The 12745-nt window shown below is 63.8% G+C and carries 14 protein-coding genes; all 14 read right to left on the reverse strand.

Annotated features, from left to right (window positions below; translation table 11 throughout):
• Positions 1 to 12: 12 nt before the first annotated feature.
• Entirely contained in the window at positions 13 to 1074 is a 1062-nt protein-coding gene (locus ACQ4WQ_RS07960; RefSeq protein WP_326456116.1) for a flagellar motor protein MotB, read from the reverse strand.
• Complete coding sequence (motA, locus tag ACQ4WQ_RS07965) at positions 1001 to 1915, reverse strand: flagellar motor stator protein MotA (RefSeq protein WP_034757817.1); 915 nt, start codon at positions 1913 to 1915, stop codon at positions 1001 to 1003. Before motA ends, ACQ4WQ_RS07960 begins: the two co-directional genes overlap by 74 nt.
• A 56-nt stretch (positions 1916 to 1971) precedes the next feature.
• Positions 1972 to 2715, reverse strand: a complete 744-nt coding sequence (locus ACQ4WQ_RS07970; RefSeq protein WP_326456117.1) for a FliA/WhiG family RNA polymerase sigma factor — start codon at positions 2713 to 2715, stop codon at positions 1972 to 1974.
• A gap of 33 nt (positions 2716 to 2748) precedes the next feature.
• Entirely contained in the window at positions 2749 to 3225 is a 477-nt protein-coding gene (locus ACQ4WQ_RS07975) for a flagellar basal body-associated FliL family protein (protein ID WP_436496012.1), read from the reverse strand.
• A complete protein-coding gene (locus tag ACQ4WQ_RS07980; protein WP_436496014.1) occupies positions 3225 to 4367 on the reverse strand; it encodes a flagellar hook-length control protein FliK in 1143 nt (380 codons plus the stop codon). Before ACQ4WQ_RS07980 ends, ACQ4WQ_RS07975 begins: the two co-directional genes overlap by 1 nt.
• Positions 4364 to 4681: a hypothetical protein gene (locus ACQ4WQ_RS07985; RefSeq protein ID WP_436496016.1), complete on the reverse strand. Its 318-nt coding sequence runs from the start codon at positions 4679 to 4681 to the stop codon at positions 4364 to 4366. The genes ACQ4WQ_RS07980 and ACQ4WQ_RS07985 overlap by 4 nt, the downstream gene beginning before the upstream one ends.
• Positions 4674 to 5063, reverse strand: coding sequence for a flagellar export chaperone FliS (fliS, locus tag ACQ4WQ_RS07990; protein WP_034757830.1), 390 nt, complete (start codon positions 5061 to 5063; stop codon positions 4674 to 4676). The genes ACQ4WQ_RS07985 and fliS overlap by 8 nt, the downstream gene beginning before the upstream one ends.
• A gap of 50 nt (positions 5064 to 5113) precedes the next feature.
• Positions 5114 to 6526, reverse strand: a complete 1413-nt coding sequence (gene fliD / locus ACQ4WQ_RS07995) for a flagellar filament capping protein FliD (protein ID WP_326457487.1) — start codon at positions 6524 to 6526, stop codon at positions 5114 to 5116.
• 89 nt (positions 6527 to 6615) lie between these two features.
• Entirely contained in the window at positions 6616 to 7053 is a 438-nt protein-coding gene (gene fliJ / locus ACQ4WQ_RS08000; protein ID WP_436496018.1) for a flagellar export protein FliJ, read from the reverse strand.
• A gap of 8 nt (positions 7054 to 7061) precedes the next feature.
• On the reverse strand, positions 7062 to 8372 hold the full coding sequence (gene fliI, locus ACQ4WQ_RS08005) for a flagellar protein export ATPase FliI (protein WP_326457486.1): 1311 nt from the start codon (positions 8370 to 8372) through the stop codon (positions 7062 to 7064).
• Positions 8369 to 9058 carry a flagellar assembly protein FliH gene (gene fliH / locus ACQ4WQ_RS08010; protein WP_326457485.1) on the reverse strand — a complete coding sequence of 230 codons (690 nt, stop codon included), beginning with the start codon at positions 9056 to 9058 and terminating at the stop codon, positions 8369 to 8371. The genes fliI and fliH overlap by 4 nt, the downstream gene beginning before the upstream one ends.
• Positions 9055 to 10095, reverse strand: coding sequence for a flagellar motor switch protein FliG (locus ACQ4WQ_RS08015; protein WP_326457484.1), 1041 nt, complete (start codon positions 10093 to 10095; stop codon positions 9055 to 9057). Before ACQ4WQ_RS08015 ends, fliH begins: the two co-directional genes overlap by 4 nt.
• The gene (gene fliF / locus ACQ4WQ_RS08020; RefSeq protein ID WP_436496021.1) at positions 10073 to 11809 is read right to left on the reverse strand and encodes a flagellar basal-body MS-ring/collar protein FliF; all 1737 of its coding nucleotides are present in this window, start codon (positions 11807 to 11809) and stop codon (positions 10073 to 10075) included. Before fliF ends, ACQ4WQ_RS08015 begins: the two co-directional genes overlap by 23 nt.
• A 60-nt stretch (positions 11810 to 11869) precedes the next feature.
• Positions 11870 to 12208: a flagellar hook-basal body complex protein FliE gene (gene fliE / locus ACQ4WQ_RS08025; protein WP_326457482.1), complete on the reverse strand. Its 339-nt coding sequence runs from the start codon at positions 12206 to 12208 to the stop codon at positions 11870 to 11872.
• Between the last annotated feature and the right edge of the window lie 537 nt (positions 12209 to 12745).

Raw genomic sequence — 12745 nt, forward strand, 5'->3', positions numbered from 1 at the left:
CGTTGTTTGCCCTTAATTTGCATGCTCGTCCCGTTCCTTCTTTGCGGGCAGGCCCAGTTTGTCGCGCAGCCGCTGCAAGGTGCCCGAGTCCGGTTCACCCACTTGCAACTCGTCGCCTTGCGGCTTTTGTCCGGCCATGCCGAACATGGCGGCGATGCTGTCGGCCTGGCCACGCGTCAATATTAACAGTTCGATGCGGCGGTTGATGCCGGCGCTGGCATTTTTCACGTCCAGCGGCGCGCGGTCGGCCATGCCCACCACTTGCAGCACGCTGTCCGGACTCATGCTGCCGATCAACAATTGCGCGCGCGCCGACATGGCGCGGTTGGCCGACAGGGTCCAGTTCGAAAAGCCTTCATAGCCGGTATTGGCGTATTGCATCGAGTCCGTGTGGCCGACGATCAGCATCTGGTTGTCCATTTGCGCAAACACGGGGCCCATCTGGCGCAGAAGCTTGCGGAAACGGTCGGTCGGCACGGCGCTGCCGCGCACGAACATGCCTTGCTTGTCCGTATCGTGCAGCATGACGCGCAAGCCGTACGGCGTGATCACCGATTGCAGGTTGCTTTTCAATCCCGCTTCGTCGCTGAGCTTGTCGAGCGCGCGCGACAGGGACAGCAAGTCTTCCGGCGACTGGTAGCTCACTTTCGTCTGGTTTTGCGGCGCGGCGCCGGCCTTGCCTTCCTGCGTCTGCTTGCCTTCCGTGCGCGTGTCGCCCGAGCCCTTGCGGGGCATGGGGAAGCGCTCGATCAGGCTGCCGCGCGGACCGCCGCTCTGTTCCGGCATGACGCCCTGGCCCTCGCCCTGGCGGCTGCTGGCTGACGCATCCATCATGATTTCCTTCATCGCCTGCTGCTCGCGCGCGGCCATCAGCCACAGCACGAGGAACAGCGACAGCAGGGCCAGGCAAAAGTCGGCGAACGCTACTTTCCAGGCGCCGCCATGACCATCGTCGTCGTGCTTGCGTCCGGCACGCTTGATGATGGCCTGTTCATGTTTCTCATGCGGCTTTAGCACGGCGGCCTCCCCGGCCTTGGCCTTGCTCTTGTTCGGCGCCGCCATCTTCCAGCGCATTGATCCAGCTTTCCAGCTGGGCGAAGCTCGGCTTGATGTTCAGCTGCACCAGACGGCGGCCCGCATCGATGGCCAGCAGGGGCGGCTTGCCCGCCACGTGCGTCACCAGCACGACCTTCACGCATTCCATGGTCGAGCCTTCCTCGCCCACCAGCTGTTTCATCATGTTGCACATCGGATCGAGCACGCCGTAGCAAAAGAAGATGCCGATGAAGGTACCGACCATGGCAGCGCCCACTTTTTCCGAAATTTCCGCCGCATCGGCGCCGTCGGCCACGGAATTCATGGCCATCACGATACCGAGCACGGCGGCCAGAATACCGAAGCCGGGCATGGCTTCGGCGATCTTGTGCAGCGACTTCGACGGTTGCAGCAGTTCGTCGTGGATGGCTTCCAGTTCCTGCTCCAGCACGCCTTCGAGTTCATGCGCGTTGATCTTGCCCATCGCCATCAAACGGAAGTTGTCGACGATGAAGGCCAGCAGCTTCGGCTCTTCCAGCACCAGCGGATAGCGCTGGAACAGGGCGCTTTCGCGCGGCGCCTCGACGTGGGCGTCGAGCGCCTTCAGGCCGCCGGCGGCCGTTTGCAGCAGTTCATACATCAGCAGCAGCAACTGGCGCTGGAATTCCGAGCCTTGCTTCTTGTGCGTGACGATCTTGCGCATCTGGTGCAGCATTTCACCGAGTACATGCTTGGGGTTGCCCAGCACCAGGGCGCCGACGGCGGCGCCGATGATGATGATCAACTCGACCGGTTGCCAGATCGCGTGGACGGTGCCGCCCATCAGGGCGAAGCCTCCGAATACACACCCCATCACGATTAAGATACCGATAATTACCATGTCAACTGCCTTTCTGCGTCATTGTGCTGCGTCAATTTGATGGATAGTGCTGAAACTTATGCGTCTTGCAGCATGGCTTTCATCTTGCCCAGTGCCGTCTTGTTGAGCTGGCAGACGCGGGCGTCGCTCAGGTCCAGCACGGCGGCTATTTCTTTGTAGCTCAGTTCGAATTCGTAATACATCTGGATCACGCGCTGCTCGCGTTCGTCGAGCGCGCGCAGCGCTTGCTCCAGACTGCGCCGCACCATCAATTGCTCTTCCGGGCTCGGTGCGCTGTCGGCCTGTCCCAGGCTTTCCTGCAGCACTTCGTCGAAACTGGCGATCAGCTCGGCGTTTTCCGCCAATTGATATTCCTGGAAGGCTTCCGGCGTCAGCTTCAGGGCCGCCATGATTTCTGCCTCCTGCGGCTCGCGTCCCAGGCGCCGGGTCAGGGCGCGCACGCTGTCGCGCAGGCGGTGGCTTTCCTGGCGCACGGCGCGCGGGCGCCAGTCCTGGCGCCGCAGTTCATCGAGGATGGCGCCGCGGATGCGCAGGCTGGCATAGCTTCCGAAGGACTGGTCCGGCACGCCGTAGCGGCGCAGGGCTTCGAGCAGGCCCATCAGGCCGATCTGTTCCATGTCGTCGCGGTCGATGGCGCCGGACACCTGCGAATTGAGCTGGCGCACGATGCGTTTCACCAAAGGGGAGTACGCCACCAGATGTTGTTGCTCTTCAGCAACGCTGAGCACGGCCGCGCAAGCGCTGGCGGCGGCATATTCGCCGGCGCCATACGCTTCCTGGTATTGCTCTACATAGGCCAAGGGATCTCCCACTAGGTCGGCTGGCGTGTTGGCTTATTCAATGATCAGCTTGCCGACCATGACTTCGGTGAACGGCTTTTCCATCTGTTCGCGCTCGTAGCTGACATTGAAGGCCTTGTTGATCTGCTCGGCATACTGTTCCACGGTCATGGTTTGCGCCTTGTCCAGCGGAAAGCTCGACAGGGTGCTGACGGCGATCGAGCGCATCAGCGGCAAGTGGTCCTTGGTCAGCTTTTCCTTTTCCTCGGTGGTGGCGATCACCAGGTCGGCCGACAGGTAATGCGTTTCGCCTTCGCCGGGGCCGCGGCGCAGCATCACGATGACCTTGTCGAGCGTGAGGAACTTGCGCGCCTTCTTGCCCGTGGCGGGCGGCGGCGGGGCTTTCGCTTCGGCCGTATCGGCATGGCCGGCGACGGGCTTGGCCAGGTACCACATGGCGCCGCCAGCCGCGCCGGCGGCCAGCACGGCCACGCCGATAAAGCCGGCGATCAGTTTCATTTTCATATTCATCAGGCGGTCTCTCGCTCGTGCATGGCGTAAGTGGTGGCGGCAGTGCTGCCGTCGGACAGGGCGCGGCCCGGTTCGGCATCGTCCTGCTGGCGGCCCGGCTGACGCTGGCCGCGCGCATCGCCTTCGGCAAACGCCTGGGCGGCAGGGCTGCGCGGGGTGGCGCTGATATTCACGGTCACGTCGGTGTACTGGCGCTGCGCCAGGTCGCTGCGCATGTTGTCGCCGATGCCTTGCAACTGGCGCAACACTTCCGAGTTCGATGCCGTGACGTTCACCTGCAGCGCGCCGGCCGTGTGGCGGATGGAAATCTCAATGCGGCCCAGCATGGGCGGGTCGAGGCGGATCGTCGCGTGTTCGCTGTTGCGGCCGATCTGCGTCTGCAGGCGTTCGCCCAGCGCTTCGCGCAGCGGTTCCTGCCATTGCTGGGCTGGGCCGTTGAGCTTGATGGTGTCGCCGGCCGGGGCCGCCGTGGCAGTATTGGCCACCGCGCCCGTCAGGCCCAGGTTGGACGCGGCTGGCGCCGGCGTCGCGGCGCCGCGTTCGCCTTCGCGCGCGGCGACGGCAGGGACGGCGGCCGTCACCGGCGCGGCTTGCTGCAGCAGCGATTCGAATGGCTGTGCCGGCGCGCTGCCCTTGGCAACTGTCGCCGGGTTGGCGGCGGCCAGCGGTTCGCGCGTGTCGCGGCCTGCCGCTTGCGCCGTTGCGGGCGCAGGCGCGTTCAGGGTGACCGCCGCCGGATGCAGGCTGATGTTGAGTGCCGGGTTCGCTTGCGCCACATTCGCCTGCGCTTGTGTCTGCGCGCCGGCGCGCGCTTCGGCCGCGGCCGCGTCCGTCGGCGGCAGCATGGCCACCGGCAAGCCGATGACGGGGGCGGCCATGGCCGGCAGGCTGGCGTCGGCCGGGCTGTCGGTATCGCTGTCCTTGGCGGGCGCGGGCGTGCCGGCGTCGGCCGTCTCCACGCCCGTCACGTCGAGCACCTGCGCAAACAGGGGCAGGGCGGAGGGGGCGGCGCCATTGCCGCCATAGCCTGGCGTGCCGGGCAAGGCGGCGGCCTGTGACGGCGCTGGCGCCGCCGCCGGTGCAGATGCCGCAGGGGCCGCCCGTGCCGGAGCGGCCGGCGCCGTGTTGAAGTTCATGATCATGCTTGATTCCCGTCCGGGTCGTATTCGCCGAGTGCGGCGTAGGCGACCCAACCTTCCTTATTTGCCTGTAATGCGCCCAGGTGTAAGCCCAGGCGTTCTTTTTCCTCAGAGCAAATTTTAACCGCTTGCGCGTGAATTTTGCGCAATTGCAACAATTCTGTTTGTTCCAGCGCAGTCCATGCGCCACGCTCGGCCAGCAGCGGGATGTTTTTCGCCAGGCTGGCCGAGAGTTTTTCCATCGCCTGCCAGTCCGGCTCGGCAAGCGCCGCACTCAATTGCCGGCTCAGCTGCTGCAGCGCGGCGCGCCTAGGCATTGTTGGCCTGGACGCCCACCCAGCCGCGCTTGATGGTGGTCATCAAGGTCGTCACTTCGTCGATCAGGGTCGGGTCGAGCTTGATGCCGGCCGTGTACAGGCGCGCCACGCAGTAGTCGTACAGGCGCGCCAGGTTGACCACCACTTCGCCGCCATTGTCGAAATCGAGCGAGCTCGACAGACCGTTGATGATTTGCGTGCACTTGTCCAGGCTGATGGCCTTTTGTTCGTAGCGCTTGCCCACGATGTGCCCGCGCGCGCGCGCCAGTTCTTCCAGCAGGCCGTCCGTCAGCACCAGCACCAGCTCGACCGGTGTGGCGCGGGCGGTCTGGGAGTCCAGGTTGACGGCGTGGTAGCTGCCGTAAGCTTCATTGTTCAACATTATTGTCTTCTCGCTATGTTAACTGTGGCGGCGCGGCTGGCACGTCCGCCTTAGGATTTACTGTTATTAAACATGGCATCGAACATGTCGGAATTCCGCGTCATTTGCTCTTGCAATACTTGCAGACGGGAATACTGATCCAGGAAGCGGCTGTAGGCCGTGTTGTACTGGTCGGTCAGACGCTCGCCGCTCTTGGCCAGGCTCTTCTGCAACTTGTCCGTCGCTGCCATGCGCTGGGTGATCTGGCCCTTGGTGATATTGCTCCACTGGCCCAGCACCTTGTCCAGGCCGCCGAGCACGCCGGCAGGCGCCGACAGGCTGTTATTGCCGAACAGTTTGTCCAGGCCGCCAGGATTGTCCGCCAGCTTGGCCGTCAGCTTGGCCGTATTCAGACTGATCGTGCCATCGCGCTGGGCGGTAATGCCATACGCCACCAGCGATACGCCATCGACGTTCAGGCGCAAGGCATCGCCCATGCTGCTGCGCAGGGCGTTCAGACCGGAATCGTGGGCAAAGATGCCTGCGGCAATATTCTTTTCAGGATTGCCGGGGCTGGCCAGGCCATCCATCACGCTTTTCAGCTTGTTGTAGGCGTCGACGAAGGCTTGCACATTGGCAATCGTGCCGGCGCTGTCGGTGCCGACGGTCACGGTCAGCGGATTCTCGCCTGCCGTCATGGCCTTGGTGAACGTCATCTTCACGTCGGGTACGTTGGTAAACGTGTTCGATGCCTGCGTAATTTTGGTGCCGGTACCCTGGGCGCCCAGCCACACGATGGCATCCTTGGGCGCCGCGAGGCTTTTGATGTCGCTTTGCAGCGCCGTCTGCAGCGCCGGATCCGTCACGCTATTGGTGTCGATCGAGACGGCATTGGCCACGCCCGTGAGGTTCGACGTCAGCACCAGTTGCGCCTGGTTGCCGATATTGATGACGGACGCGGTGACGCGCGCATTATTCTTGCTGTTGCCATTGATGGCGGCGGCGAGCTCCTGCGGCGTCAAATAGGCGTCGCCATCCTTGTTGGCGGCGGCCAGATCGATGTCGAAGGCGTTGTCGGCGGTGACGGCGGCTGCCGGGTCGCCGATGCGGATGGTCATGTTGCCGCCGTTGGCGGGCGTGGTGCTGCTCAAGCCGCCATACGAGGTCTGGCTGGCCGTGGCCAGTTGTTCGACAAAGAACGCGTAGCTGCCAGGCGCCGCCTTGATGCCGGCCGTGCCCGTGCCATACGCGGTATTGCTGAAGGTCGCGGACTGGCTCAGCACGGATTTGCTGGACGTCATGGTCGTCATCGCCAGCTGGAATGCCGAGATGGCCGATTTCAGGTTGCCCAGCGCGCTGGAGGTGTTGTTGGCAAGCGTGGTCTGATCGGCCAGGGCTGCCTTTTGCGCCGCCACCGATTTGGTGGCCAGTTGTTGTGCCGTGACGAGCGGATCGTATCGTGGTGCGGTAATTGCGTTTGCCATGCCAGACTCCTGAATAAAGGGATATACCGGTACAAGGCGACCCCCATTCCCGTTTCGTGAAGTTTTCCTGAAAGAAACTTACACAAACCTCATTTTACCTGCCCGCGGAACCAGAATTGCGTCGCCAGTTCGTCTTGTCGCTTGGCATCAACTCGGTGTTGCTCACTTGCAACATGTTTTTGTTTTTGCGTCAGCACCTGGTCCAGCACCTCGCGCTTGGCCCAGGCTGTATTGAGCGCGCGTTGCGAAACGGCCATGTTGGCTTCGTGCAGGTGCAGGTCGGTACGGTGCTGGTCGGCCATCTGCATCACCGCCTGCTTGAAGTTGCCGCAGTTGACGGACAGGGCCAGGGGCAGGGCGCCGCTGGGGCCGCTATCCGTGTACAGGCCCGTCAGGCGCTCCAGGTTTTTCTGGTAGCGCTCGCGTACGGCCGTCTGCGCCGCCATTTCGCCTTGCAGGCGTTCGACTTCGGTGCTGCGCAGGCCGACCAGGGTGGTCAGGTTGCGGATGGTATGCGCGTCGCTCACGTATGCTCCTAGGCCATGATCTGTTCAAGTTGTTCGATGCACGGCCCCATCGGCGCCTCTTCCTTGGTGCCCTGGCACAGGAAGGCTTCGATGGGGGCGTGCAGCTGCACGGCGCGGTCGGTGATCGGGTCGGCGCCGGGCACGTAGGCGCCCAGCGGGATCAGGTCGCGCACGCGCGCATGGCGCGCCATCGACGCTTTCAGCGCGCGCGCCGCCTGCATGTGGTTCGGCGTGATCACCTGCGCCATGCAGCGGCTGATCGAGGCGGCGATGTCGATGGCGGGGTAGTGGCCCCGCTCGGCCAGTTCGCGCGTGAGCACGATGTGGCCGTCGAGAATCGCGCGCGCCGTGTCGACCACGGGGTCTTGCTGGTCGTCGCCTTCGGCCAGCACCGTGTAGATGGCGCTCATGCTGCCTTGCGGGTGGGCGCCGTTGCCGGCGCTTTCCACCAGTTGCGGCAGGTTCGAAAACACGGATGGCGGATAGCCGCGCGTGGCCGGCGGCTCGCCCAGGGCCAGCGCCACTTCGCGCAAGGCCATCGCATAGCGCGTCAGCGAATCGACCAGCAGCAGCACGTGCTTGCCCTGGTCGCGGAAATGGGCGGCGATGGAATGACACAGCTCGGTGGCCATGATGCGCATCAAGGGCGACTCGTCGGCCGGCGCGATCACCAGCACGGCCTTTTTCAAGCCTTCGGCGCCGAGCGATTTTTCCACGAATTCGCGTACCTCGCGGCCCCGCTCGCCGATTAGGCCGACGACGACGACATCGGCCACCGTCTGGCGCGTGATCAGGCCCAGCAGCACGCTCTTGCCCACGCCGGAGCCGGCCATCAGGCCCACGCGCTGGCCCTTGCCCAGGGTCAGCATGCTGTTGATCGCCCGCACGCCCACGTCCAGCGGCTCGACCACCGGTTGTTTCTTCAGGGGATTGATCTTCGGCGGCGTGACTTCCAGGACGTGTTCGCCGCCGAGGCGGCCCAGGTCGTCGATCGGCTCGCCCAGGCCATTGACCATGCGGCCCAGCCACGACGGGCCGATCTGCAAACTGGCCTTGTCGGGCAGGGGCAGGACCCTGGCGCCCGTGGTCAGGCCCGTCGCCTTCTTGAACGGCATTAAATACGACAGTTTTTCGCGGAAACCGACGACTTGCGCATCGAGCCACTCGCCGCTCACAGTTTCAATTTGACAACGCTGGCCCGTGTGCAGACGGCAGCCGGCGCTTTCCAGCAGCAGGCCGGAGGCGCCGACCAGGCGGCCGGTCGGGGTCGCGACCGGGATATCGCCGATCTCGAAGCTGCGCAGCGTGTCGGCGATCATGCAGGCGCGCCATGGTCTGCGTGTTCGGCGGCCAGCGCCAGGTGGCTGCTGACCTGTTCCATGCAGGCCGACAGGCGCTGATGGCAGCCGGCGTCGACTTCATTGTCGCCCGCCTTGATGCGGCATTCGCCCGCGTCGAGGCGCGCATCGGCGATCAGGTTCCAGCGCTTGGCGCGCTTCGGATCGAGTTCGCTGATGCGTTTGAGTTCTTCCGGATTGAGGAAGACGTCGATTTCCTCGCGCGTGGGCGGCATCGAGGCCAGGGTCTCGTCGACCAGGGCCAGCAATTGCACCGGCTGCAGCGCCAGCTCCGCGCGGATCACCTGGCGCGCCACCTTGGCCACCAGGTCGACCACTTCCTTGCGCTGCGCTTCGCGGTAATCGGCGCGCACTTTCTTCAGGTCGCGCAAGATGGCGTCGACGGGGCGAGCCAGGCGGTCCAGTGCCACCAGGGTTTCATTGCGGCCTTCTTCGCGGCCCTGCGCCATGCCATCGCTGCGCCCGGCGTCATAGCCGTCCTGCTGGCCTTGCACCAGGCCCACTTCGTAGCCGTCGCGCTGGCCCTGCTCGAAGCCTTCCGAGACGGACGCCTGCCACTGGCCATCCGTGTCCTCGCTGGCGGCGCGCTGGCCGGCAGCGATGAATTGCGACAGGGGCGGGAAACGATACGAGCGGAAGTGTTTCATTCGATCACCGCTTCGGCAAACAGTTGCACTTCGATCTCGCCCGCATCGGCGAGGCCCTTGACAGTGGCCATGATCTCCTGGCGCGTCTGTTCGATACGCGACAGCGGCACGGGGCCGGAGCGGCGCATCATGTCTTCGAAGCTCTGCGCCTGGCGGCGCGGCATGGTTTTCAGCACGGCGTCGCGGATCGACGGTTCCGCGCCCTTCAGTGCAATCGCCCACTGTTCCATCGGCACGTCTTCCAGGATGCGCGTGAGCGTGACATCGCTCTGCGTGGCCAGGATCAGGAAGTCGTACATGCTCAGTTCGATTTCCGAGACGACATCCGGGTCGTGCGCGCGCAGCAGTTCGACCAGCGCGGCGCGGTTGCCGGGCATGCGGTTGAGAATCTCGGCCGCCTGGCGGATGCCTTCGACGCTGGTGCTTTGCGTGTCGAGCGTGCCCAGGCAGCGGCCCACCAGTTCGTCGAGCTCGACCAGCAGGTCGCGGTCGATCTCGTCCAGACGCGCCAGGTTCAGCAAGACCAGGTCGCGGCCTTCGGCGGGCAGGGCGTCGAGGATCTGGCCGGCCAGCGCGGGCGGCAGGAAGGCCAGGAACACGGCTTGCATCTGCACGTGTTCGTTGACGATGTATTCGGCCAGCCATTTTGGCGAGGCCCATTGCAGGCGCGCCATTTTGGGACGGATGGCGTCGCCGTAAATGTTGTTGAGCACGCTATTGGCGATATCGCTGCCCAGCGCCATGTCCAGCGAGCGCTTCAGGTAGCTGCGCGAGGCGCCGTGCACGCCGCTTTGCTGGCGGTAGTCGTCGAAGAAGGTCTGCATGGCCGTTTTCACGGATTCGACCTTGATGCCGCTCATGCGCGACATCACTTGCGTGACTTCCAGCAATTCTTCGCGCGACAGGCAGCGCAGCACATTGGCGGCCTGTTCTTCGCCTATGCTCAGCAGCACGATGGCGGCCTGTTCCACGGGATTCAGGCTGACGCTTTCGTATTCGGCGCCGTCGGAGGGATTATTGTTGTTGAGTTCGGCCATTTTTCTGCATCCATTGTTTGACGACTTCGGCGACACGCTCGGGTTCTTTTTCAGCCAGCACTTTCAGGTGGTCGACCATCACGTCGACCGCCGAGCCTGGTGGCGGCAAGTCATAATTTTCCAGCAGCGGCACGACCGGCATACTGTTGCCGGCGGCGGCTTCGCCTTCGAGGGCCAGCGGGCTGCCGTTCACGCCCAGGGCCGGCGCGCCGGCGGCGGCCACGCCATTCGCACCGGCGGCGGCGTTGCTGCCGCCCAGTGCCAGCGCCGGATCGAGCTGCTTCAGTGGCGGCGGCGCCAGGCGCGAGGTCAGCAGGCGCAGCAGCGGGCGCAGGATCAGGAAGTAGCCGAGCACGGCGCCCAGGGCGTACAGCAGCCAACTGCTGAAATCGACGACGGTATCGCGCTCTTCCCACCATTGCGCCACGGGCGGCTTGGCAGGGAAGGCCAGCGCCGTCAGGCTCAGGCTGTCGCCGCGCTGGGCATTGATGCCCAGGCCGCTGGTCAGCATTTTTTCGATATTGCCCAGTTCGGCTGGGGTCCAGCCCGTTTTCGGATTCGGTGCGGCGGCGCTGTTGAGGACGACGGCGACACTGAGTTTTTCCAGGCGGCCACGGCTGCGCTTGATCTGCGTGATGCTGCGGTCATACGCGTACTGGCGCGTGGTGGCGTTCTTGCGGGCCGTGCCGTCGTCGGACGGCTTCGGCGCGCCATCGGCCGGGGCGGCGCCGGCGGCGTCGGCCGGTGCCGGCACGGCCGCCGCTGGCGGACGGTTCGACAGGCTGCCGGGAATGCCGGCCACGGTGCGGTTGCGTTCCTGCTCTTCGCGCATCGCCTCGCTCGTCACTTTCGGGGCTTCGCCGTATTTCTCCAGCGTTTCGTCCACGCGGTCGTTGTTCACGGCGGCCGTCACGCTGAGCTTGAAGTTGTCTTCGCCGATGACGGGGCCCAGCAAGCCCATGACGTTGTGGCGGATTTCATCCTGAAAACGTTTCGCGCCTTCATTGCCGGCGGCCGACGCATCGAAACCGTCTGTCAGGTCGACGTGCGAGGACAGCAGGTTGCCGCCCTGATCGACCAGGCTCACGCGCGTGGGCGCCAGGCTGGCGACGCTGCCGGCCACCATGTTGATGACGGCGGCGATCTGTTCCGGCGCCAGGGTGCGGCCCGGCTTCAGCGCCACGACGACGGAAGCCGACGATTTGTCGCCGTCGCTGGCGACGAACGACGTCGATTTGGCGATCGACAGATGGACGCGCGCCGAAGCGATCGCGTCCATCGTCATGATGCTTTGCGCCAGCTCGCCTTCGAGGCCGCGGCGGAAGCGCACGTCCTGCACGAATTGCGACACGCCCAGCGGGTCGTTCTTGTCCATCAGTTCCAGGCCGGCCGGCAGCTGCGCCGTCACGCCCTTCGAGGCGAGCAGCATGCGCACCTTGCCCAGCATGGCGTCGGGCACCAGCACCTGGCCGCTGTCCGGATGCAAACGGTAGGGGATGTGCTCGGCATCCAGCGTGGCCATCATGTCCGTCACGGCCACTTTTTCGCGCGCGCCAAATACCGGCTTGTAGTTGGCCTGGTCGCGCCAGGCATACATGGTCACCATGGCGGTGATGCCGATGGCCAGCACGACGATGGGAACCAGGTTCTTCAGCAGGGCGGGCGGGATGGCGGGCTGGGCGCCAGGGCGCCAGCGCGCAAATGCGGACTTCATGGTGGTAATCACTTGGGGTAACTTTCGCTGGGAGGCTGGGCGTGGATCAGGACGTGAAGATTACAGAGGCAGTTTGATGAGTTCGTCGACGGCGCCCATGACTTTGTTGCGCACTTGCATCAACATCGAGAAGGACAGGCTCGCTTCCTGGCTGGCCAGCATGGCGCCGACCATGTCGTCGCTCTTGCCGCTGTCGACGTCGCTCATTTTCTGCGCGGCCAGGCGGTCGTCGCCGTTGACCTTGCCGATGGCGTCTTGCATGCTTTGCGCAAAGGAGAAGCCGGATGGTTCCCCTGCGCCGAACTGGGCGGCGGGCGCGATGCTGGCGCCCAGGGCGCGCGCGTCATTGCTCAGTGCTGCCAGATCGGCCTTGATCAGACCTGCGAGTTCGTTGCTCATCTTGCCCTCTACTTTCAATATGCGGTGACGTATCAATAGAATTACTGGTGTTGCCAATCCGGCAGACATTGCATGAATGCCATCCTGCCCGGCCCGATCCGCAGGGCCCATCAGTTTTATCAGTTGCCACACCATCCGCTCAAGCAGATTCAATCAAACAAACTCAGCAAACCCACGCCGACATGATTTACATGGCCATGACAACTAATATTTAACTGATAAAAGTTTCTGCTGGTGGCAATAACGGGATGGAAACTGCCATAAAAACCGGAATCAGGTAAGCGGAATGGCGCACTGCAAATCACTATTTTGTCGCTATAAGCTTACCTCGCGGCAACTATAAAGTAAAGAGAGGATTGGCTCAAGGAATATTGATACATGGCAATATTTAGCGTTTTCATGTATTGTTCAGCACCGTAGTCATCTACCATGCGATACGAAGCGCAATCGTTTGCTTGCGGGCCGGCCGACAAGGCCGAGATGATGCTGTATTTAATTTCGGGCGATCCGTATAATTTGTTCTGCCACCGCAATACC

This window comes from Janthinobacterium goodfellowi (assembly GCF_051380695.1).
Taxonomy (GTDB): domain Bacteria; phylum Pseudomonadota; class Gammaproteobacteria; order Burkholderiales; family Burkholderiaceae_D; genus Janthinobacterium.